Source organism: Flavobacterium polysaccharolyticum (genome assembly GCF_038739875.1).
GTDB lineage: Bacteria > Bacteroidota > Bacteroidia > Flavobacteriales > Flavobacteriaceae > Flavobacterium > Flavobacterium polysaccharolyticum.
In genome coordinates this window covers 1-22169 of record NZ_JBCGDP010000035.1, presented here as the reverse complement: position 1 = coordinate 22169, position 22169 = coordinate 1, and the positions used below count along the sequence as shown (strand labels likewise).

General features: G+C 34.0%; 23 protein-coding genes. 16 read left to right on the top strand and 7 right to left on the bottom strand.

Translation table 11 applies throughout. The features are described from left to right. Window positions 1-164: 164 nt before the first annotated feature. The 3 genes from WFZ86_RS19625 to WFZ86_RS19615 all read right to left on the bottom strand — a co-directional run bounded on the left by WFZ86_RS19625 (window position 165) and on the right by WFZ86_RS19615 (window position 2442). Window positions 165-1109 (bottom strand): ABC transporter ATP-binding protein, encoded by a 945-nt coding sequence (locus WFZ86_RS19625; RefSeq protein WP_342693526.1) that lies wholly within the window; start codon window positions 1107-1109, stop codon window positions 165-167. 130 nt (window positions 1110-1239) lie between these two features. Further along, the gene (locus WFZ86_RS19620; RefSeq protein WP_342693525.1) at window positions 1240-1929 is read right to left on the bottom strand and encodes a YiaD family glycine zipper/OmpA-like lipoprotein; all 690 of its coding nucleotides are present in this window, start codon (window positions 1927-1929) and stop codon (window positions 1240-1242) included. Between the two features lie 12 nt (window positions 1930-1941). Beyond that, the gene (locus WFZ86_RS19615; protein ID WP_342693524.1) at window positions 1942-2442 is read right to left on the bottom strand and encodes a hypothetical protein; all 501 of its coding nucleotides are present in this window, start codon (window positions 2440-2442) and stop codon (window positions 1942-1944) included. 182 nt (window positions 2443-2624) lie between these two features. Between WFZ86_RS19615 and htpG the strand changes: the two genes are divergently transcribed. From htpG to WFZ86_RS19590, 5 genes are all read left to right on the top strand, one after another. Further along, window positions 2625-4511, top strand: a complete 1887-nt coding sequence (gene htpG / locus WFZ86_RS19610; RefSeq protein WP_342693523.1) for a molecular chaperone HtpG — start codon at window positions 2625-2627, stop codon at window positions 4509-4511. 146 nt (window positions 4512-4657) lie between these two features. Beyond that, on the top strand, window positions 4658-5605 hold the full coding sequence (locus tag WFZ86_RS19605; RefSeq protein WP_342693522.1) for an MASE1 domain-containing protein: 948 nt from the start codon (window positions 4658-4660) through the stop codon (window positions 5603-5605). A gap of 71 nt (window positions 5606-5676) precedes the next feature. Beyond that, a complete protein-coding gene (locus tag WFZ86_RS19600; protein WP_342693521.1) occupies window positions 5677-6294 on the top strand; it encodes an ankyrin repeat domain-containing protein in 618 nt (205 codons plus the stop codon). 178 nt (window positions 6295-6472) lie between these two features. Then, a complete protein-coding gene (locus tag WFZ86_RS19595; protein ID WP_342693520.1) occupies window positions 6473-7303 on the top strand; it encodes a hypothetical protein in 831 nt (276 codons plus the stop codon). A 98-nt stretch (window positions 7304-7401) separates the two neighbouring features. Then, entirely contained in the window at window positions 7402-7833 is a 432-nt protein-coding gene (locus WFZ86_RS19590) for a DUF2721 domain-containing protein (protein WP_159686898.1), read from the top strand. Here the strand turns inward: WFZ86_RS19590 and WFZ86_RS19585 are convergent. The 4 genes from WFZ86_RS19585 to WFZ86_RS19570 are packed head-to-tail and all read right to left on the bottom strand — an operon-like array spanning window position 7806 to window position 10880. Then, entirely contained in the window at window positions 7806-8774 is a 969-nt protein-coding gene (locus tag WFZ86_RS19585; protein WP_342693519.1) for a sodium-dependent bicarbonate transport family permease, read from the bottom strand. The two genes, WFZ86_RS19590 and WFZ86_RS19585, sit on opposite strands and share 28 nt — an antisense overlap. 26 nt (window positions 8775-8800) lie before the next feature. Next, window positions 8801-9757 carry an L-threonylcarbamoyladenylate synthase gene (locus WFZ86_RS19580; protein WP_342693518.1) on the bottom strand — a complete coding sequence of 319 codons (957 nt, stop codon included), beginning with the start codon at window positions 9755-9757 and terminating at the stop codon, window positions 8801-8803. Window positions 9758-9760: 3 nt separating this feature from the next. After that, entirely contained in the window at window positions 9761-10618 is an 858-nt protein-coding gene (locus WFZ86_RS19575) for a DUF6671 family protein (RefSeq protein ID WP_342693517.1), read from the bottom strand. Further along, the gene (locus WFZ86_RS19570; RefSeq protein ID WP_342693516.1) at window positions 10596-10880 is read right to left on the bottom strand and encodes a hypothetical protein; all 285 of its coding nucleotides are present in this window, start codon (window positions 10878-10880) and stop codon (window positions 10596-10598) included. Before WFZ86_RS19570 ends, WFZ86_RS19575 begins: the two co-directional genes overlap by 23 nt. 282 nt (window positions 10881-11162) lie before the next feature. Between WFZ86_RS19570 and WFZ86_RS19565 the strand changes: the two genes are divergently transcribed. The 11 genes from WFZ86_RS19565 (at window position 11163) to WFZ86_RS19515 (ending at window position 21595) form a co-directional block, all read left to right on the top strand. Continuing rightward, window positions 11163-12086: a LysR family transcriptional regulator gene (locus WFZ86_RS19565; protein ID WP_342693515.1), complete on the top strand. Its 924-nt coding sequence runs from the start codon at window positions 11163-11165 to the stop codon at window positions 12084-12086. A gap of 54 nt (window positions 12087-12140) precedes the next feature. Next, a complete protein-coding gene (locus tag WFZ86_RS19560) occupies window positions 12141-13523 on the top strand; it encodes a DUF1800 domain-containing protein (protein ID WP_342693514.1) in 1383 nt (460 codons plus the stop codon). A gap of 9 nt (window positions 13524-13532) precedes the next feature. Continuing rightward, window positions 13533-14699 carry a DUF1501 domain-containing protein gene (locus tag WFZ86_RS19555; protein WP_342693513.1) on the top strand — a complete coding sequence of 389 codons (1167 nt, stop codon included), beginning with the start codon at window positions 13533-13535 and terminating at the stop codon, window positions 14697-14699. Window positions 14700-14769: 70 nt separating this feature from the next. Continuing rightward, window positions 14770-15663, top strand: coding sequence for an EamA family transporter (locus WFZ86_RS19550; RefSeq protein ID WP_342693512.1), 894 nt, complete (start codon window positions 14770-14772; stop codon window positions 15661-15663). A 74-nt stretch (window positions 15664-15737) separates the two neighbouring features. Beyond that, complete coding sequence (locus tag WFZ86_RS19545; RefSeq protein ID WP_342693511.1) at window positions 15738-16094, top strand: DoxX family protein; 357 nt, start codon at window positions 15738-15740, stop codon at window positions 16092-16094. 51 nt (window positions 16095-16145) lie between these two features. Further along, entirely contained in the window at window positions 16146-16853 is a 708-nt protein-coding gene (gene aqpZ / locus WFZ86_RS19540) for an aquaporin Z (protein WP_342693510.1), read from the top strand. 68 nt (window positions 16854-16921) lie between these two features. Then, a complete protein-coding gene (locus WFZ86_RS19535; RefSeq protein WP_342693509.1) occupies window positions 16922-17524 on the top strand; it encodes an alpha-ketoglutarate-dependent dioxygenase AlkB family protein in 603 nt (200 codons plus the stop codon). A gap of 26 nt (window positions 17525-17550) precedes the next feature. Then, window positions 17551-18378, top strand: a complete 828-nt coding sequence (locus WFZ86_RS19530; protein WP_342693508.1) for a sterol desaturase family protein — start codon at window positions 17551-17553, stop codon at window positions 18376-18378. A 117-nt stretch (window positions 18379-18495) separates the two neighbouring features. After that, complete coding sequence (locus tag WFZ86_RS19525; RefSeq protein ID WP_159686937.1) at window positions 18496-18774, top strand: DUF2805 domain-containing protein; 279 nt, start codon at window positions 18496-18498, stop codon at window positions 18772-18774. 129 nt (window positions 18775-18903) lie between these two features. Continuing rightward, window positions 18904-20763 (top strand): M61 family metallopeptidase, encoded by a 1860-nt coding sequence (locus WFZ86_RS19520; RefSeq protein WP_342693507.1) that lies wholly within the window; start codon window positions 18904-18906, stop codon window positions 20761-20763. Window positions 20764-20884: 121 nt separating this feature from the next. Then, entirely contained in the window at window positions 20885-21595 is a 711-nt protein-coding gene (locus WFZ86_RS19515) for a DUF4369 domain-containing protein (protein ID WP_342693506.1), read from the top strand. Window positions 21596-22169: the final 574 nt, after the last annotated feature.

Here is a 22169-nt window from a genome sequence, read left to right as displayed (position 1 = left end):
AATCCCATTAAAAAATTAATCACAAAGGAAAAACGCTTATAAAAGGAAGATTAAAATCCAATTATAAGCGTTTTTTTTATCTAAAAACGAGGTCTATCAAAATTGACGTGGTTTTTCAGTGGCTCTCGAAAAAGTTGTCTCTTTTTTTATATTCACTTTGGAAGTTACATGATCTTCAATAGTACCTCTTGGTTCAATTCTAGTGCCGTTTCGTGTTCAAAGAAAATAGCTTTTCTATCAAAAGCGGCTTTAATTAAAAAACGGCTTCCTTTAAAATAAGATTGTTTTACCACAGCTTTCACTGTTCCAACAGGAGAGACCTTTAATTGATGCGGATACAGCAATACTTGTTCATCCTCACCCTCAATAGGCATTAATTGTGACATTTTTAATTCATTTACTTCTCCAAATAAAGAAGCTACGTATTTGTTAATCGGAAATTGATAAACGTCTGCCGAAGGCGCTTTTTCAATTACTCTTCCTTGTTGCAGGACGATGGTTTCATCTGAAAAAGATAAAGCATCGGTACTGTCATGGGTAGCAATAATACACGTAATTTCTTTTTTCTTTAAATAAGCAAATAAATTACGACGCAAGGCATTTTTTCTAAAATTATCAATGTGGCTAAACGGTTCATCTAACAATAACACCTGAGGTTCTACTGCTAAAACCTTGGCCAATGCTACTCGTTGTTGCTGTCCTCCACTCAAATCTTTGGCGCGTTCTTTGGCATACTCTGTCATTTCGACCATTTCGAGTAATTCTTGAACACGCAATTTTTTTAAAGGCATAAACCCGTTGGATAAAAACTTACCTACATTTTCTGCAACTGTTTCATAAGGCATCAAATCAAAATCTTGAGCCAGATATTTCATAAAGGGCATTCCAGGAATCAAGTTGTATTTGGGTCCTAGTACGCGTGTCTTATTAAAGAAAATTTTTCCTTCATTTAAATCATAGATCCCATAAATAAGTTTCAACAAAGTACTTTTGCCACAACCGCTCTCGCCAATTAATGCAATATTTTGTCCTTTTTCTACGGTAAAATCAACATTCTGAATAATCGCTTTGTCTGTATAAGCGAAGGAAATATTTTGAACTTCAAGCATTATTTATTGTATCATTAATAAAAAACAAAGATAGTGGCTTTAGAAAAAATAAGCTGTTGAAAATTTCATTTTATATAAAAAAAAGCTGTCTCCAAAGAAACAGCTTTTTAGTTTTCTTTTCTAAATCGAATTATTGACCATTTTTGGCATCTTGAATCATTTTGGCATTGGCAGTAATCGCAAATTCTACTCTACGATTTTTAGCCATACCTTCTGGCGTATCATTCGGAGCGATAGGATCTGCAATTCCAAAACCTGAGGTTTTAAATCGGCTGGCTGCTAATCCTTTTCCAATTAAATACATCTTAACAGATTCGGCTCTTTTTTCAGAAAGGGTCAAATTATATTCTGGTTTTCCAGAGCTATCGGTGTATCCAAAAATTTCGATATTGGTATCGCCGTATTCTTTAAAAACAGGAATAAGTTTATTAAGGTTGGCTTGTGCTTGTGGAGTTAGACTTGATTTATTGGTATTAAATCGCACCGCATTTTCATTCAAAGTGAAGTGTATTCCTTCTCCTACACGTTCTACTTCTGCACCTGGCAAAGCTTGATTAATCTCTCTCGCTTGCTTGTCCATCTTATTTCCGATCAAAGCTCCTGCACCACCACCAACGGCGGCTCCAATAGCAGCACCTAATGCCGCATTTCCTCCTTTTCCTAAATTGTTACCCAATATTCCTCCAATAAGTGCACCAGCAGCAATACCAATTCCAGCTCCTTTTTGCGTGTTATTAGCATTCTTTACTGAGTTACAAGCTGTGAAAAAACTACTTAAGAGAAATAACGCACTTAAGCTTAGTATAGTGATTTTTTTCATGTGTTCTAAAAATTAGTTAGTTTTTTTAAAATGATAAACAATATCTTTTTGCTGTCCTGCTACATCAATTTTGTCGATAAGTTCAAAAGTAGTCTCTGTTTGATTGGCTACTTTCAACAAAAATCCGGATTGAACGGTTTTAGCCTTCACGCCTGCCTCAACAATCTTAAGGACAAACATTCCTTCTTTATTAATACTCCATACAATAGGCGAAGAAAACGAAGGACATCCTGCACTAGTCAATGCCATACTACCCTTGTTGTTGTTGGAAATGAAATTCCAAGTACTACCAATAAAGCATTTAGAATCTGCAATATTGAATGAATTTACTTTTAAAAACTCAGAACCAGGGTACGTAACATCTGTAATTTGCCAATTCCCTTTAATGGCAACTTGTGATTTTTTATCCAACTTAGTTGCTGCAACGGGAGCTGCGGGGCCAACTGCTGGGACACTTGATTTACATGCAAAAAGCAAAAAAACAAAGGTGCCCAATAGAATAAATTTCCTCATAACTATAACAAATTTGAAATTAATATTTTGACAAAGGTACAACTCAAAAAATGGCTTTAACACGAATATTTCTGTTTTTTACAAAAAAATAACAGTCGTGACATTTTGTCATTTTTATGACAAATGGTATCCTATTTGAAATAGAGTTAGCATCAAATTCAACTTAAAATACTATTATAATTATGACAACAGGTAAAATTAATGTTTCGGTAGAAAACATCTTTCCCCTAATCAAAAAGTTTTTATACAGTGATCACGAAATTTTCTTGCGTGAATTGATTTCAAATGGAACCGATGCTACTCTAAAATTAAAGCACCTAACCAGTATCGGAGAGGCTAAAGTAGAGTATGGCAATCCAATCATTGAAGTTAAAATTGACAAAGAGGGGAAAAAAATTCACATCATTGACCAAGGTCTAGGAATGACGGCTGATGAAGTGGAAAAATACATCAATCAAGTTGCTTTTTCTGGAGCAGAAGAGTTTTTGGATAAATACAAAGATTCTGCTAAAGACTCTGGAATTATTGGACACTTCGGATTAGGATTTTACTCCGCTTTTATGGTGGCTGAAAAAGTAGAAATCTTCACTAAATCATATAAAGACGAACCGGCTGCACACTGGACCTGTGACGGTAGCCCAGAATTTTCTTTGGAACCAGCAGACAAAACAGATCGCGGTACTGAAATCGTATTGCACGTAGCAGAAGATTCTTTAGAATTTTTGGAAGAAAGCAAAATCAGAGAGTTATTGAACAAATACAACAAGTTCATGCCTATTCCAATTAAATTTGGAACTAAAACTGAAACACTTCCTAAGCCAGAAGATGCTCCTGAAGATTATACAGCAGAAACTATCGAAGTTGACAACATCATCAACAATCCAAATCCAGCTTGGACCAAACAACCTGTAGATTTAAAAGATGAAGATTACAAAAACTTCTATCGTGAATTGTATCCAATGCAGTTTGAAGAGCCATTGTTTCATATTCACTTAAATGTTGATTATCCTTTCAACTTAACTGGTATTTTGTATTTCCCAAAATTAGGGGCTGATTTACAAATCCAAAAAGATAAAATTCAATTGTTCCAAAACCAAGTTTACGTAACTGATAACGTAGAAGGTATTGTTCCAGAATTTTTAATGATGCTTCGCGGAGTGGTAGATTCTCCAGACATTCCATTGAACGTTTCTCGTTCTGGATTGCAAGCGGATGGTGCAGTGAAGAAAATTTCGAACTACATCACCCGAAAAGTTGCAGATAAGTTGAAATCATTGTTCAACGAAAACAGAGCTGATTTTGAAGCCAAATGGAACGATATCAAAATTGTATTGGAGTACGGAATGCTTTCTGAAGACAAGTTCTATGAAAAAGCTGGAGCCTTTGTATTGTATCCAACGGTAGATGATAAATATTTCACTCTTGATGAATTGAAAGAAGCCATTAAAGAAAACCAAACGGACAAAGATGGTAAATTGGTGGTATTGTATGCTGGAAACAAAGAAGCACAACACTCTTATATCGAAATTGCAAAAGATAAAGGGTATCAAGTATTGTTGCTAGATTCTCCAATCATTCCTCACTTGATTCAAAAATTAGAATCAGACAATAACGGACTAACTTTTGTTCGTGTAGATTCTGATCACATTGATAATTTGATCAAAAAAGAAGAAACTACAATTTCTAAATTATCTACAGAAGAACAAGAAAGTTTGAAAACGGTAGTTGAAACTATTGTTCCTAAACAAACGTATACGGTTCAATTAGAAGCTTTAGATAGCAATACAGCTCCATTCATCATCACGCAACCAGAATTCATGCGCCGTATGAAAGAAATGAGTCAAACCGGTGGCGGTGGAATGTTTGGAATGGGTAATTTCCCAGAAATGTACAATTTAGTGGTGAACACCAATTCAGATTTGGCTACTAGTATCTTGAACAACGAAGACAAAACGGTTCAAGAAAACTTGGTAAAACAAGCCCTTGATTTGGCTAAATTATCTCAAAACTTATTAAAAGGAGAAGCTTTGACTGCCTTTGTAAAAAGAAGTTTTGAAATGATAAAATAAACCATTTTTTTATTATAATAATCAACCTGCAAATCAAGATTTGCAGGTTTTTTTTGCTTTCTTCTCAGAAAAACAGAACTTTTACAACTGTTTAACTGAACCGAAAATTGTGTATTTTTATTGAGAAATTTCAAAGCTCTCAAAACATGTACAAACAAGCTTCCAACGATTATTTCCTACCTTCTTTTTTAAAATCAACTCCCATAAAAATTGCATTAGTAGCTTTTATTTATAATGCCCTAGCCTTTATTAGCTATCAAATTACAGTTACTCCAGACAACATCGCTCCAATTTACACCGCAGCTGGATTTGCATTAGCCTCGGTTTTAATTATGGGTAGAAAAACATTAATTGGCGTTTGGATTGGATCAGTGATCGCCAATCTGTTTTCTTTTTGGGACACCAGCCAAATGCTTGAAATATCATTAATCTCAACCATTTTATCAGCAGTTTTGGTAGCTTGTGGTGTTACATTAGGTGCAGCTTTAGGAGCGTATTTTATTAATCTTTTAAACAAAGGGACTTATCCTTTAAAGACAGGCTGGAGTGTCATTATATTTTTGGCAATTAGTGTATTTTATTCGGCTATCTGTTCTTTACTTGGAGTAAGTGCCATATCACTTTTTGAACTAAGTGTTCCAAATCATTTCATATTCAATTGGACTATTTGGTGGCAAGGGGACCTAATTGGAACGATTATCCTAACGCCATTTTTAACCTCTTGGCTGTACCGTTATCATATCAAAATTATCGCCACTTCGCTAATAGAAGCTTTGTCCTTAGGATTGGTTACTATCCTTATCTGTGTTTTGGTAGCTTTCGATCATGCAGATGACCAATACCTATTGATCATCGTTTTACTTTGGGCAACTTTCCGTTTCAGAATTCGAGGCGTTTCTATTCTAGCTGCATTGTTTGCACTATTATCGACTATATACGGAAGTTTGGGCTATGGTTCAGTTGCCATGACAACACCAGAAGCGTCATTGGTATATATAAATTCCTTCTTCGGGTTAAGCACCATAGTCGCTTTGATAATGGCAGGCTTTTATTCTGACTATTTACATAAAAAACTCGACAAAGCAAATGCATAATTATTAAGAATAACTAGAGTCCATAAACCTAAAGAAAATTGAGTCCAACATCAACTATAATCATTGCAACTATGAAAAAAAAAGACGCTAAATATTTTTTCAATGCCATTGCAAAAGGAGACATAGCTACTGTAAATAGACTTATCAATGAAGATTCAGAATATTTAACTACGTGTAATTTTGCTCCTCCAAAAAAAGACGATGGTCAATCAGGACTACAACTTTCTTTTAAAACAGGAAATTTTGAAATTGCAGAGCTTTTAATCGAAAAAGGAGCAGATGTAAACTTTATGGAAACTTCAGCTATTAATGACTGGACAGCTCCCGTTCTTCATGATTGTATCAGAGCAACCATTTTTAATTCCTTTACCTTAGAAAAAGATACCAAAAGATTTCATAAAGCTTTTCAATTACTACAAAAAATGGTAAACCTAAATGCCAATCCAAAATCAACCGATTCATATGGCAATAACTGTTTACATAGAGCAATACTTGATTCTAGACAAATGCTAGACAATCCAAGTACAGATTTCACAAACAACATTTTAGTTCAACAACTCCAAAGTGTTTTTACCGAACTATTAAAAGCAGGTGCTGACATATATGAAGTTAGCGAAAAAAGAGAAAGCGCAAAAGAAATGTACTTAAACTTTCGATTAGACAAATACAAGCTCATTCCTTTGGGGTAAAGTTTCCTAAGCAATACAAAATAAAATTTTCTTTTATAGTCTGATAGTAAATGAACTAACTGTACTTTAAAATACTGTTTTTTATCCAAATAACTTCAAAATAAATTTTATAGTTATTGTATGGCTATGTCATTCCTTTTACTATTTTTGAAGCACCCAAACCTTAAAAAACGATACTATGAAAAATGTAAAACTGGCACTACTAACCATAATTGTAGCCACTTTTTATCTTACTTCCTGTACCAAAGATGAAGTAGTAAATGCAACAGACACCAACACAGTAGTAGCTTCGGCCACTATTGATGCAATCAACGAACTGGATTTTAAAACCGGAACACAAGTAACCTTCGAAAATTCTTTATCGAAATCAACTAAATCAACAGTAAATTCTTTGGTAGGAGCTTGTGCCACTATCAACGTAGACAACTTAACACCTAATGTTTTTCCAAAAGTTATAACCATAGACTTTGGAACGGGTTGTACTACTAACAACATTACTCGAAAAGGAAAATTGAAAATTACTTTGTCTGGTTTAGTAAGTACTCCAAAAGCTACCATGAAAATAGAACGCGAAAACTATTATGTAAACGGATTAAAAGTAGAAGGAACAATAGTATATGTAAATGAAACCGTAACCCCTAATATTCCTCAATGGAGCAAAACCATTACCAATGGAAAACTTACCAACTTAGAAGGAATAGTGTTCTTGAACGCTGGGACACATACGATCAAACAAACTGAAGGAGTCGGTACTCCATTAGTACTTTCAGACAACACCTACGAAATGACACAAGGAAATCATACCGTAAGCAAAGAAAACGGACCAAACTTAACACTAACAGTAGCGGAGTCTTTAGTAAAAAAATACGATTGTAATTATGTTTCAAAAGGAAAACTAACCGTAAAAGGCACCTTATTGAACGGGACAATTGATTACGGTAATGGGGATTGCGACAACAAATTTACCTATACCCATGAAAATGGTTTAGTTTTTAATTTGACGATGTAATTCCATACTTAGCTTCAAAAAAAACTTCGTTTCACTACTGAAACGAAGTTTTTTTTTTGAAACGAAACCAAACTTATCCGACCTTTGTAAAAAAAAAGATGACCCTACAAATAGAAACCCCAGCACTACTATTCTCTGCAACTTCCTTGATTTTATTGGCTTATACTAATCGTTTTTTAACTTTAGCCACAATCATTCGTGGGTTAAAAAAAGCCTACAAAGAGAAAGAGAACAGCATGATTTTGTTAGAAATAAAAAATCTAAATTTGCGGTTAACGCTAATTCGGTACATGCAAATGGCAGGCGTAATGAGTTTATTTCTATCTGTTTTCGCCATGTTATTGCTGTATCTTAACCAACAAATTGCTGGGATTTACTTATTTGGTTTTAGTTTATTGGCTTTACTGCTTTCCTTAGGACTATCGTTTTGGGAAATCAACATTTCGGTGGGTGCTTTGCGATTGCACCTAAGTGATTTGACTCAAAAAGAAAAAACAAAAGACTATCCCGCTAATACAATCGACAAATAAATTGGCATTCCGAAAGTAATATTGAAAGGGAACGTAACTGCTAAAGCCATTGGCAGAAAAATACCCGGATTTGCCTTAGGTACGGCAATTTTCATTGCTGCTGGAACTGCAATATAAGATGCACTAGAAGCTAGTACGGCAAATATGAAGCGATTCCCAATATCTGTTGTAACATATTGACTCAGGTAAGCAACAATACAACCATTGATCAATGGAATAATGATGGCAAAGAAAAAACTGAACCAACCACTTTTAAAGAAGTCACCTAGTTTTCTACCACTTACAATTCCCATATCAAGTAAGAATATTGCCAAAAACCCTTTAAAAATATCTGTTGTAAAAGGTTTGATTCCTAAAGCAGCTTTATCACTAGCCAGCAAACCAATTATTAAACTACCTATAATTAACAATACACTTCCATTCGTAAATGAATGTTTAATAACCTCAGATAATTTAGATGGCTGTTCAGTAGCGCTTTTTTTACTATACATTCTGATCAAAATTACACCCACAATAATTGCTGGAGCTTCCATAAGTGCCATAACCGCGACCATATGTCCACTAAAACTATGACCTTGCATCTCTAAAAAAGAAATCGCCGTCACAAAAGTAACCGCACTCACAGAACCATAGGCCGCAGCAATAGCGCCTGAATTGTCTATGCTAAATTTTTTCTTTAAGATGAAAAAAGTGTATAAGGGTATCAAAACAGAAACTGCCATTCCAAATATAATGGACCAGAATATATCAATATTGATTTCGCTATGCGCCAACTCCTGCCCTCCTTTAAACCCTATAGAAAACAAAAGGTAAAGAGAAATAAACTTGGAGGTATTATTTGGAATTTCTAAATCACTTTTTAAGTATACGGCTATGATTCCGAGTAGAAAGAAAAGCAATGCAGGATTAGTAACGTTTTCAATTAATAAGTCTAAATTCATAGGTTTTGCTTTGTTTTTTTTAAAATTTATACTGCTGAGGCTCTTTGCAACTTGTCGTTGATGGCTACCCCAATGCCTTCGTTAGGAACTTTTTCGACTATAATAACATCAATAGGCTGAGCATCCATTTCATGAAGTGTTGCATACAATCGATTGGCAGCTTCTTCTAAACTACCATTGCTAGACAATTTTTTTTGATAATGAATAGCTGGGTGGTTATATTGCTTGCAGAAAGACACCACACCTACCCTTTTTTTAGTGAGATTTGTAAGTGTTTTTTCAACATCGTCTGTAAAAATTGTACTAGTAGAAGGCGCATAATGCTTGGATAACATCCCAGGTGCTATAGGAGCTACATCATCTTTGGTAAAAACTTTTAAAGACCCAACTATTGCTTCAATATCCGCTATTGATGTAGCACCTACTCGATACAAAACAGCTTGGTCTTCTTCAAATCCAACAATCGTAGACTCGATACCTTGCGAACATGCTCCCCCATCTAAAACATGTACTAAACTGGAATCAAAATAATTCGCAACATGTGCTGCTGTGGTGGGACTGATTGATCCAAAAGGATTCGCACTTGGAGCAGCTAAAGGAAAATCCAACTGATTTAAAAGTGCCAGCGCAACAGGATGATTGGGTACGCGAACTGCAACTGTATCCTTACCAGCAGTTATCAAATCAGAAATGTTATTTTGTTTTTTAAGAACCAATGTTAATGGTCCAGGCCAAAATGTTTCAGCTAGCAATCTCGCTTTATTTGGTATATTCGCAGCAACTTTTTCTAATTCGGTATACGATTTCAAATGAACAATCAAAGGATTGTACATCGGTCGATTCTTTAACTCAAAAATACTTCGGATGGCTTTTTCACTATATATATTTCCAGCCAAACCATAAACGGTCTCAGTAGGAATAGCTACTACTGATTCCTTTTGTAGCAATTGTATTGCCTTTGTTAAATCTTTAGTATTACTCATTCTTTAAGGATTACAATAATTACAAAAACCTGGATCCTCTGTTTTTTTATGCTTCGGATACCAATCTTCTTGGGTATAACAACACTTTTTACAACTATAAATATGACTCAATACCGAGGATGTAGCACTCCCGCACCAAGAACAAGGCAGACCTGTTTTGACATCTGTTATGGTAAATCCTGGAGTTTGACATTCTGGACACAAGGACTGAACGTTTTGAACCAATTGTTTTGTAGCCATACTAATGATTTCCATTCGGGTAGGATTGTACAAAGCTCTCATATCTGTTTCAACAAATACCGAATGATAATTCGATTGTATAGCATGAAAACTTTCCAATAGCACTTTCTCAGAAAGTATACCTTTTACCATTCCTTCAGTACTTTCCTGACTACTTCTCAAAATCAATCCGTGCGTCGGAAAATCTACTTGTGAGGCAAAATCGAGAAGATCCTTTTCACATTCAACAACCTTCCCTGCAAAATTGGTTTTAAAACTTACTGCTCTGCCGATAATCTCCAAATTATGAAGTCGATCAATTAAAACAACCAATTCGTCGTCTGCTGTTGCAAAATAGGCAGAAGGATGAGGACCGAATGAACCTTCGGAGGCCACTGCCAAATCACAATCTGTGGCAACAATTGCTGCTAAACATTTCTGACGCGCCACGGTCAAGGCATCAGAAACTCTAGTTATTTCTCCTGAAAAAGTACCAAAAATATCGGTATCAAAATCTTTTGGCGTGGTGCAAATAACACCTAAGCCTTTCTCTAAAATAGGAGCCATCACCTGCTCTTTATGATGCATAGTGGCAATCACAAGCTGACGCCCTTTGAAACTATTTAGCGTTGTCCAACTCAATTTTAATTTGACTAGTGATTTTTAATTTTGAGCCGTTATTTTCTGCTTCCTCTAATAATTCTTGAATTTGCAACTGTACTTCTTGCAACTCTGAAATTCTTTTCTTGGAGTTGGTAGCATCTTTATCGAATCGAATTTCATTACTGAAACTCTCCAAAGAATGATAATTAATCTTATTGTTAATCAAAGGGAATAGCACTTTGGCTGCTCCAGCGGGAGTAAATTCTCCATCAATTAATTGAAACTGGAAGTCTTTTTCCATAAAAAGGGTCATTTTAATTAAAGTTTATATTTTAAATCTTTCAATATCTGTGTACCACAAAGGATACCAATTACTAACAGTACACTAAAAAAGGAATTCTCAGGTTCTAAAAAAGCAAAGACTAGCACAACAAATAACACAATAAGTACTGCCGTTAATTTCACTTTTTGAAAGAATGTCAACTCTTGATGGTTCATAATTTTATTTTTTCTGTGGCAAAATTCAATAAATCAAATCATTAATTTTTATTTATATTTGTAATAAACATCATTAAATATTTTTATGAACTATACGCTCCACCAATTACAAGTATTTCTAAAAGTAGCACAATGTCAAAGCATTACTAAAGCGGCTGAAGAACTGCATTTAACCCAACCCGCTGTTTCTATTCAGCTCAAAAATTTTCAAGACCAATTTGAAATTCCGCTAACAGAAATTATTGGCAGAAAACTGTATGTGACTGATTTTGGAAAAGAAATTGTACTAGCCGCCGAAAAAATCATCAACGAAGTACACGCCATCAACTATAAAATGCAAGCCTATCAAGGAAAATTGAGCGGAAGACTAAAGATTTCTATTGTCTCTACCGGAAAGTACATTATGCCTTATTTTCTAACCGACTTCTTAAAATTGCATCCCGATGTAGAATTAATTTTGGATGTAACCAATAAATCTAAAGTGATTAAGAGTTTAGAAAAAAATGAAGTCGATTTTTCTTTGGTTTCTATTTTACCCGAGACTTTAACCGTCAATCGAATAGAGTTAATGCCCAATCGCTTGTTTCTAGTTTCGAACTCAGCTACCGAGTTTCCAGAAAAAATATACGACAAAAACATTTTAGAAAACATTCCAATCATTCTACGAGAAATGGGATCCGGAACCCGACAAAGTATGGAGCAATTTATGCTTTTGAACAATTTGAATGTCAAGAAAAAACTAGAACTAACTAGTAATGAAGCCGTAAAACAAGCGGTCATTGCTGGATTAGGTTGTTCTATTATGCCTATTATTGGAATAAAAAATGAAATCACGACAGGTAATCTTCAAATCATTCCTGTGCGTGGCTTACCCATACAGTCTACTTGGAATTTAATTTGGCACAAAAACAAAAATTTCTCTCCAATAGCCAAGGCCTATCTTGCGTTTTTAGAGGAATACAAACAAGACATCATCAAAAGTAAATTTGATTGGGTCAATTCCTTTTAATGCTTAATTAAACTTTTATCAACCGCTTGAGTCTTACCTGAAATAGATTCGACTATGAAAAAAGAGTTTCTTTGGTCTCAACGACTAGGTTTTAGCAATCAACAAGCCCTTGCGATTCAAAAATTAGGAATGGAACATTTTCTTCAACAATCGTTTCAAGCGCCTTTCAATACCAGCACACCTGCATTACTTTCTGACAGTCCAAAGTCATTAGAGGATCTCAAAAAAACTAGACAAACCAGAAAAGAAGATTCAGAAGCTGGTAAAGAATTGCTAAAAAAAGAAATCCAAACCTCAAATGAATTAAAAGCTTGGTGGATTGATGAAATGAAAACAGCCGATTTTCCGTTGAGAGAAAAGATGACACTTTTTTGGGAGAATCATTTTGTTACAGCTTATCAAAAAGTCAAAGTCAATTATTGGATTTTCCAAAAGAACCAACTCCTTAGAGAAAATGCTTTTGGCAATTTTAAAACATTGACAAAAAAAGCAATGCAAACTAATGCAATGGTGCGCTACCTCGATAATGTTGACAACAAAAAAGGGAAATTAAACGAAAACCTGAGCAGAGAACTTCTAGAACTTTTTACTCTCGGCATAGGGAATTACTCTGAGGCCGACATAAAAAATGGAGCCAAAGGATTGGCAGGATTAGGAATTGGAGAAACCACAGCGATGTATCGCCGATTTTTAGAAGACAATGAACCCATTGAATACCTTGGTAAAAAAGGAATTTTAAAACTGGATGAAATGGTAGATGCTATTTTTGATCACCCAAAAATCCCCTATTTACTAACGCAAAAAATGCTAAAATGGTTCCTTTATGACGAACCTAAACAAGAATTAGTAACCTATTATGGTGATTATTTCAGAAAAGTCAATTTTGAAATTAAACCATTGTTAGTCAAAATATTTTCGGAACAATATGCTAAAAACGATACTGGAGGTTCGAAAATTAAAAATCCATTAGAATACATCCTATTGCTTACTAGTGAATTAAAAACTCAAAGACCAGAATCTACCACTATTGCTTTTTTCTTAAAACAACAAGGTATGGATTTGTTCAATCCACCCAATGTAAAAGGATGGGACGGCGGAAAAAGTTGGCTTACCTCTCAAATATACTTACAACGAAACAATGTTGCCGATTTGCTTTGTAGCGGAAAAAGTATTCCGAGACCAAAACAAGAGAGAGAAAATACATTAGATAAAAAGCAGACATTATCTATTTCATTGGAATGGAACAACAAAGGAACAAACAAAGAAATCATAAAAGAACTGACTGACCGATTGTTGTTTTCTACCGATGCCTCTTTGCAACAAGACCTTGAAAAATTACTAAAGTACGATTTTGACCCCCAATCGCTTGGAGCTAATAACGCTGTACTTCGGCTTTTTAATGCTATCATAAAATCACCTGAATTTCAACTTATTTAAATCCAAGTTATGAACAGAAGAAATTTTTTAGCGCTAACAGGAACTTTTACAGGAGGAACATTGATTCTTCCTCAGTTTCTTCACGCCTTTGGCACACAACAACTTGTTACAGGAAATGAATGCGTGATTTTTATTCAGTTGAATGGCGGAAACGACGGACTCAATACTTACATTCCTTATCAAGATGAATTGTACTATCACCATCGTCCAGCAATTGGGATCCCAAAACAAAACGTTATTGCTGGAAATAACGGAATGGGTTTCCATCCTGCGCTAAAGGATTTTGCTAAAATGCAACAAAATGGTGATTTAACGGTCATCCAAAATGTAGGATATGCTAATCCTGTTCGCTCTCATTTTAGAAGCCAAGAAATTTGGCAAACTGCTCCAACTAATCAAGAATACCTCAGTCAAGGTTGGCTTGGACGCTACTTAGATTTGCAATGCAATGACCACCAACCCACAGCAGGAATCAACATCGATACTATTGATACATTAGCATTAAAAGGCGAAGACCCCAACAGTATTACAGTAAAAGACCCCAATCGGTTCAACAGCCGTAACGCTGCAGAAACCAAAGATCAATTATCTAACAACCCACAATTGGATTTTGTTCGAAAAATTGCCAATTCTGTTACAGAAGGCGCCGATGCCATACAAGATGCTCTCAAAAAAAGTACACCTTCTGAAGTTAGCTATCCAAAAACTGGTTTAGCCAAAAATTTAGAATGGATTGCTAAACTGATAAAAGGAAATTTGAATTCTAAAGTATACTATACCTCACTCGGAGGATTTGATACGCACGACAATCAATTGGCCATTCATCAAAATAAATTAAGCGAACTCAATGATGCCATTTTTAGTTGTTATAGTGATTTGAAAAAAGCACAAGTATTACAAAACACAACTATTGTGGTCTTTTCTGAATTTGGTCGCCGAGTAAAAGACAACGGAAAAGGAACCGATCACGGAACAGCAGCACCACTTTTTGTCATTGGTGGCGATACAAAAGGCAACGTTATTGGAAAAAATCCAAACTTGACAGATTTAGACGAAGGCGATTTAAAATACCAAATCGATTTTAGAAGTGTGTATTCCTCTCTTTTACAACAGAAATTGGCCTTTGACCCAACGAAAATCGGCATAAAAAATAGTCCCCTTCAAGGTTTATTCTAAACCAGTTGACCATTTAAGAATCGTTTCAAAAGAAATGCCGTATCTTTGCCCGCTTTTTAAAAATTAAAAAATGACAAAGAATCAAGTATTGAAAGGAGTTTTTCTAGTAGGATTAGGCGCAACGAGTTATGGAATGTTGGCTACTTTTGTAAAAATGGCCTATGATGAAGGTTATTCAACTCCAGAAGTAACGACTGCTCAATTCGTACTTGGTATTCTTGGTATGCTATTTATTAATTTATTTCAAAAAAACAAAAAAGGAAATACGGTTGTAAAAGCAACTTCTAAAAACATTTTCCAACTCATCGCCGCTGGGACTTCATTGGGAATGACGAGTGTTTTCTATTATTTAGCTGTAAAATACATTCCAGTTTCTATTGCTATTGTACTATTGATGCAAACCGTTTGGATGGGTGTAGTCGTAGAAATGACCATCGACAAAAAGTTACCAGCACTCAAAAAAATAATCGCAGTCATCATTGTCTTAATAGGAACTTTTTTGGCTACCAACGTAATGGCTACAACGGCTTCATTGGATTGGAGAGGAATTGTCTTAGGATTACTTGCAGCTGCATCTTTTACCGCTACTATGTTTACTGCAAATCATATTGCTAATCATATCTCATCTGCCCAACGAAGCTTATATATGCTGCTTGGTGGTGCCATCATCGTGTTTGGTTTTGCGCTAGTTACCCAAGTAGGTCCTTTTCAAATGGGGATTTTTATTAAATGGGGAATTGTTTTGGCTCTCTTTGGAACGATTATTCCGCCTTTGTTGATGAATGCAGGTTTCCCTCTTACTGGAATTGGACTTGGTAGTATAGTTTCTGCCCTTGAATTACCCGTTTCTGTAACAATGGCTTACATTCTTTTGAATGAAAAAGTAAACATCCTACAATGGTTGGGAATTGTTTTAATCATCGTTGCTATCATAATAATGAATACCAATTCTTCAAAAAAGTAATCAAAGCCAAAATATTTTTCAATAACACCATCAAACTGTTAATTTTTTTATAAATTCGTAACAAACAACTTGTTATGAATTCACCTTGGCATTTGTATGTAATGGCTTTTCTCTATATAATTGCTGGAATCAATCATTTTAGAGTTCCTCGTTTATATCAAAAAATCATACCTACCTATTTTCCTAATCCCTCTTTACTAAACTTTTTAAGTGGGGCAATCGAAATTGCTTTAGGAATTTCATTACTGTTTCCTCCAACTACACAATATGCTGCTTGGGGAATTATCCTGCTGCTATTTGCTGTTTTTCCAACACATATTTTTATGTTAACCAATCCAAAAGCGAGTATGGGACTTCCGAAATGGTTGCTATACCTGCGTTTACCCTTACAATTCCTACTGATGTATTGGGCTTACACTTATACCTTTTAATTTTTTTAAGAATTCACAACAAACCAGTAACCATATAAAAACTAAATACTTATGAAAAAACTATTTGCAGAATTTTTTGGAACATTTTGGCTTGTTTTTGGAGGTTGTGGTAGTGCTTTATTCGCTGCTGGCATACCTGATTTAGGAATTGGCTTTGCTGGAGTTGCTCTAGCTTTTGGTTTAACAGTACTAACAATGGCTTATGCAGTTGGTCACATTTCTGGTGGGCATTTCAATCCCGCTGTTTCTTTTGGTTTATGGGCTGGTGGACGATTTTCAGCCAAAGAACTAGCCCCTTACATCATCGCACAATGTGTTGGTGCTATAGCCGCAGCAGGAACATTGTACACTATTGCTTCTGGAAAAGTAGGTTTCGTAATCGACAATACCAAAGCTGGAGCTTTTGCTTCTAACGGTTTTGGAGCTTTCTCGCCTGATGGTTATTCTATGCAAGCTGCATTTATAGCAGAATTTGTTTTAACCTTATTCTTTCTATTGGTTATACTAGGCGCTACCGATAAATTTGCAAATGGAAAATTTGCTGGGGTTGCCATTGGTTTGGCTCTGACGCTAATTCATTTAATCAGTATTCCAATTACCAATACTTCTGTAAACCCTGCTCGTTCATTGTCACAAGCTATTTTTGTGGGAGGAGAACCTTTAGGTCAAATATGGTTATTTTGGCTAGCACCCATTTTAGGAGCAGTAGTTGCAGGTTTCATCTATAAAAATCTATTACAAGACCACTCAGAAGCATAAAAAATAATCTTTTATCAAAAAGAGAAAAAGAGCAAAAGCCTTGTTCTTTTTCTCTTTATTTTTACATTATGAAATCTCTTTTTGATCCTGAACCTATTGTTTTTGAAGTTCCAGACGCATCCATAATTTATTATCCCAATTTCTTCTCAACTGAAGAATCAGATATTCTTTTTAATACTTTACAAAAGGAAGTTCCTTGGCAACAGGACGACATCAAAGTCTATGGAAAAGTGTATCCACAACCCAGATTAACTGCGCTTTTTGGTAACGAAGGAAAATCCTATTCTTACTCGAATATTACTATGCATCCTCATAAATGGTCACCACTGCTTATGAGCATTAAAGAAAAAGTAGAAAAAACAACAGAAGCAATTTATTCTACGGTATTACTTAATTATTATCGTGACGGAAAAGACAGTAATGGATGGCATGCAGACAATGAAAAAGAATTAGGAACCAATCCCATCATAGCCTCATTGAGCTTTGGAGCAGAAAGAATGTTTCAACTCAAACACAATCATCTTGACAATCAAAAAATAAATTTAACTTTAGAAAATGGTAGTTTATTATTGATGAAAGGAACTACACAACATTTTTGGACGCATCAGATTCCAAAAACAACAAAACCAATTGGCCCTAGAATTAACCTAACTTTCAGAATTATTCCATAAAACCAAAAAAAACTTAATCAAATTTTATGAATGAAATTGTTTCTTATTTTACCAATATACCATCCTCGCATAGAAGTTTAATTCTTGTGGGCGGAATTACCTTTTTTTGGATCATTGAAAATACATTCCCTTTATTCCACTTCAACTACAAAAAATGGGAACATGCTCGAATCAATATCTTTTTTACATTAACAACCATTGTAATTAATTTTTGTTTGGCCTATCTTTTACTAAAAACAGCCGATTGGACAGTTGAGAATAATTTCGGTATCCTTCAAATACTACCAGAAATGCCACTATGGTTGTATGCAATTATTGGATTATTGCTATTGGATTTGATTGGAGCTTATCTTGTTCACCTTATTGAACATCGAACAAAAGTTTTGTGGCGTTTTCATCTCATCCATCATACAGATACTTGGATAGATACTACAACAGCCAATAGACATCACCCTGGAGAAAGTGTCATTCGTTTTGCTTTTACACTATTAGGAGTTTTTATCGTTGGAAGCCCAATGTGGATGGTCTTCTTATACCAAACATTATCGGTGGTGGCGACTCAATTCAATCATGCTAACATAGCCTTACCAAAAAAATTAGATGTTTTTTTAAGTTACTTCATTGTTTCACCTGATATGCATAAAACTCACCATCATTATAAGTTACCTTACACGGACAGTAACTATGGAAATATCTTTTCCGTTTGGGATCGATTATTTGGTACATTCAAAACCATGCAAAGAGAAGATATAATTTACGGCATAGACACCCATCAAGACCCAAAAGAACACAATGAGTTAAAAAACTTATTAAATATTCCTTTCCAAAAACACAGGTCTCCAGAAATTGATTAAGAAACAAAAAAAAGAAGCATTTTAATTAAAGTAATTATTATTTTTATTAATATTGGTATATCGTTAGATACCTATTTTATTAATCATTAACACCAATTTTGAATTAATTTTCATGTGATGAAAAAGAGTAACCGCAAAGAATTGAACTGGGAACAAACAGAAAAGCTTGTTACATTAGCCTTAGAAGAAAGAAATCCCTTCGAAATAATTAAAAAAGAATTCGGACTTTCTGAAAAAGAAGTATTAGAGTTTATGAAAAAGAAAATGCCTGCAGAAAAATATGAAATGTGGAAGAAGAAAGCAATTGCAAGTAAACCTAAACCTAAACCATTAAAAATAGATGATTTTGATGAAGATTTAGATGGCAAATATTACATTAAAAACAAATTAGATTAACTACATACATACCAACTCCTGCTTTAAGTAGGAGTTTTTTTTGAATTTAATATAAAAACAACACTAGGTATAATTCCATGTAACAAATACATGACTTTATAGACTAACGTAAAACTTAAACAAAAAAACATGAAAAAAATAATAGTCTCCTTAGCTTTGTCCTCTATACTGTTAAGTTGTAAATCTGGTATCTCGACAACAAACAAAAGTAAGCAGGAAGTTAAAGTTGCAATCAATCTTTCGGATGTAAAAGACGATAAAGTACAAGTAACTATTTACGCTCCAAAACTATCTTCTGATCAAATTACTTATAGTATTCCAAAAATAGTTCCAGGTACTTATTCTAATGACAATTATGGACGTTACATAGAGGATCTGAAAGCATTTGACGAAAAAGGAATACTATTAGATGTCAAAAAGATAGATGAGAATACTTGGGCTATTCAATCAGCAAAAAAATTAAGCAAAATCACATATTCTGTAAACGACACTTACGATACCGAAAAAGGTAGAGGTTTTGGTCAAGAAGATATTTTTTCTCCAGCTGGTACTAATATTGAAGCAGGAACCAATTTCGTAGTAAACATGCATGGTTTTGTAGGCTATTTTCAAGACAAACAAGAAATCCCATATCGAGTAAACATTACTCACCCAGAAACACTTTGGGGAGCCACTTCTATGATTGATATGGATGCAAAAAATAATTCAGATGAATTTATAGTCTCTAGATATGGTGAACTTGTTGAAAATCCAGTAATGTATGCTAAGCCAGATTATACCACATTCACTGTAGATGGAATGGATATTACTATTGCCGTTTTTTCACCAAATGGAAAAATTACAGCCGAAAGCATAACTCCAGAAATGAAAAAAATGATGATCGCACAAAAAACATTTTTGGGTAAAATCAATGCAAATAAAAAATATACTGTTCTATTGTACTTATCAAGTATGAAACCAAACGACGCTAAAGGTTTTGGCGCTTTAGAGCACCCTACAGCAACCACAGTTGTAATGCCAGAAACTATTCCTTTAAGCATGCTACAAGAACAAATGAAAGATGTTGTGTCACATGAATTTTTTCATATTGTGACTCCGTTGACCATTCACTCAAAAGAGATACAATACTTTGATTACAACACACCAAAAATGTCAGAACATTTATGGATGTACGAAGGTGTAACTGAATATTTTGCTAACCTATTCCAAATCAATCAAGGTTTGATTACAGAAGAAGCTTTCTATGAAAGAATTGCTGACAAAATCGAGCAAGCCAAAAGAATGAATGATACTATGCCTTTCACTACAATGAGCGCAAACGTATTACAAGAACCGTACAAGGCACAATATCTAAATGTTTATCAGAAAGGAGCTTTAATTGGAATGTGTATTGACATTATTATTCGTGAAAAATCGGAAGGGAAAAGAGGAATTCTTGATTTAATGCACAAATTATCAAATGAATATGGCGTTACAAAAGCTTTTGATGACAAAGAATTATTTGATAAAATTGTCTCTTTAACCTATCCAGAAGTAGGCGATTTCCTTAAAGCTTATGTTTCAGGCCCAACACCAATTCCTTATGACTTATTTCTAAACAAAGTAGGAGTATCTAAATCAACAGTTAAAGTCCCAGGAGGTATTTTCCTAAAGGGACAATCACCATACATAACCATTAATCCACAAACAGGTGAAATCACAATATTAACAAACATTGAATTAAATGAATTCTTCAAAGGATTATCTTTAAAAGGAGGAGACATTATTTCAGCCATCAACAACAAGGTCTATAACAAAGAAAATATTTTTGAATTGATAACTACAAGTCAAGAATGGAAAGAAAACGACAACATCACTTTAAAAATAAAGAGAGATGGTAAAGAAGAAAATATCACTGGAAAAGTTTCCTTACCTTATGAAGAAAAAGAAACCTTTAGCGCAACAGATACTTCAAAAAATAGTTTAAAAGAGGCTTGGTTAAAAGGATAACTCATTTTCACTACTATTCAATCCCAATTTAGAAATAGATTGGGATTTTTTATTAATTAACAGTAAGAGATAGTATTGCAATTCAACATTTTTCTTTATTTTGCGCCAAATTAAAATTCAAATGAAAAAAACTATTTTCGCTCTAGTAACACTTTCAACAATACTTGCTTGTACAAAAAACGAATCTAAAAACAACTTGCATCTCACAGGAAATGTAGTAGGATTAAAAAAAGGAACCTTATACATTCAACGATTAAAAGACACCACACTTGTCACAGTTGATTCCATAAAAATTGAAGGTGACTCAAAGTTTGAAACAAATATCCCATTAGAATCTCCAGAAATGTTTTACTTGTCTTTAAACAGAGGAGTATCCAATTCATTAGATAACAATCTACTTTTCTTTGCTGAGCCAGGTAATATTACAATTGAAACCAATCTAGATCAGTTTTCATATGATGCAAAAATAACAGGCTCCGTAAATCATGACTTTTATGAAGAATTTAAAAAAATCGACTCACAGTTTAAAGATGAAAATTTAACTATTATTGAGCAAAAATTTAAAGCAACTAAATTCAACAATATCAAAAAACTTGATAGTCTAAAAACAAAAGAAGAATCAAACATTAAAAGAAGATATCTTTATGCAACAAATTTTGCAGTGAATCATAAAGAACATGAAATAGCACCATACATTGCCCTTTCAGAAATTTATGATATCAATATCAAATTTTTAGATACTATACAAAAATCAATGACGGCAAAAGTAGCTCAATCATTATACGGTAAAAAATTGACCAAGTTTGTAAATGAAATTAAAAAGCAAGAATAATATACTAAAGCATAGTAAAAGAGGCTGTTTACCATTGTAGACAGCCTCTTTTTTTATAAGCAAAATTATAGCAATTAACGACTTTACAACAATAATAATGTGCTAAAATAAATATGTTTAAAGTTATTTCTTCTCATTAAAATATAATACGAGATTCTTATAGACATTCAAAACAAAAAACTTTTACAAACTCAATTATGAGTAAAATTTAAAGATATGTAGTATATAATAGTTTTTAAAAACTTTAAAACTGTTCTAAATACAATTACAGTTTATTATCAATCAATACTAAACTACTTTGACAATAGAAATACAAATTCAGCTGCAGAATCTTTAATTCAAAAATAAAAGCGTTTAAAAGTCCGTTTGAGGGGTAAGGAAAATAGATTTCTTCTTATTCAGATTACCCAATCTTTTTGCTTAATCCCCAACTTTTAAACTTGATCCGTTTAGAGGGGTAATAAAAATAGATTTCTTCTTATTCAGATTATCCAATCTTTTTGCTTAATCCCCAACTTTTGGACTTGATCCCTTATTTTGCGGATTAAAAAACATAAACGCACAAAAAACCCCT

Coding starts and splice junctions, on each gene's coding strand:
- WFZ86_RS19625 (WP_342693526.1), bottom strand. CDS start 1,109: ATGCTTGAAGTTCAAAATATTTCCTTCGCTTATACAGACAAAGCGATT.
- WFZ86_RS19620 (WP_342693525.1), bottom strand. CDS start 1,929: ATGAAAAAAATCACTATACTAAGCTTAAGTGCGTTATTTCTCTTAAGT.
- WFZ86_RS19615 (WP_342693524.1), bottom strand. CDS start 2,442: ATGAGGAAATTTATTCTATTGGGCACCTTTGTTTTTTTGCTTTTTGCA.
- htpG (WP_342693523.1), top strand. CDS start 2,625: ATGACAACAGGTAAAATTAATGTTTCGGTAGAAAACATCTTTCCCCTA.
- WFZ86_RS19605 (WP_342693522.1), top strand. CDS start 4,658: ATGTACAAACAAGCTTCCAACGATTATTTCCTACCTTCTTTTTTAAAA.
- WFZ86_RS19600 (WP_342693521.1), top strand. CDS start 5,677: ATGAAAAAAAAAGACGCTAAATATTTTTTCAATGCCATTGCAAAAGGA.
- WFZ86_RS19595 (WP_342693520.1), top strand. CDS start 6,473: ATGAAAAATGTAAAACTGGCACTACTAACCATAATTGTAGCCACTTTT.
- WFZ86_RS19590 (WP_159686898.1), top strand. CDS start 7,402: ATGACCCTACAAATAGAAACCCCAGCACTACTATTCTCTGCAACTTCC.
- WFZ86_RS19585 (WP_342693519.1), bottom strand. CDS start 8,774: ATGAATTTAGACTTATTAATTGAAAACGTTACTAATCCTGCATTGCTT.
- WFZ86_RS19580 (WP_342693518.1), bottom strand. CDS start 9,757: ATGAGTAATACTAAAGATTTAACAAAGGCAATACAATTGCTACAAAAG.
- WFZ86_RS19570 (WP_342693516.1), bottom strand. CDS start 10,880: ATGGAAAAAGACTTCCAGTTTCAATTAATTGATGGAGAATTTACTCCC.
- WFZ86_RS19565 (WP_342693515.1), top strand. CDS start 11,163: ATGAACTATACGCTCCACCAATTACAAGTATTTCTAAAAGTAGCACAA.
- WFZ86_RS19560 (WP_342693514.1), top strand. CDS start 12,141: ATGAAAAAAGAGTTTCTTTGGTCTCAACGACTAGGTTTTAGCAATCAA.
- WFZ86_RS19555 (WP_342693513.1), top strand. CDS start 13,533: ATGAACAGAAGAAATTTTTTAGCGCTAACAGGAACTTTTACAGGAGGA.
- WFZ86_RS19550 (WP_342693512.1), top strand. CDS start 14,770: ATGACAAAGAATCAAGTATTGAAAGGAGTTTTTCTAGTAGGATTAGGC.
- WFZ86_RS19545 (WP_342693511.1), top strand. CDS start 15,738: ATGAATTCACCTTGGCATTTGTATGTAATGGCTTTTCTCTATATAATT.
- aqpZ (WP_342693510.1), top strand. CDS start 16,146: ATGAAAAAACTATTTGCAGAATTTTTTGGAACATTTTGGCTTGTTTTT.
- WFZ86_RS19535 (WP_342693509.1), top strand. CDS start 16,922: ATGAAATCTCTTTTTGATCCTGAACCTATTGTTTTTGAAGTTCCAGAC.
- WFZ86_RS19530 (WP_342693508.1), top strand. CDS start 17,551: ATGAATGAAATTGTTTCTTATTTTACCAATATACCATCCTCGCATAGA.
- WFZ86_RS19525 (WP_159686937.1), top strand. CDS start 18,496: ATGAAAAAGAGTAACCGCAAAGAATTGAACTGGGAACAAACAGAAAAG.
- WFZ86_RS19520 (WP_342693507.1), top strand. CDS start 18,904: ATGAAAAAAATAATAGTCTCCTTAGCTTTGTCCTCTATACTGTTAAGT.
- WFZ86_RS19515 (WP_342693506.1), top strand. CDS start 20,885: ATGAAAAAAACTATTTTCGCTCTAGTAACACTTTCAACAATACTTGCT.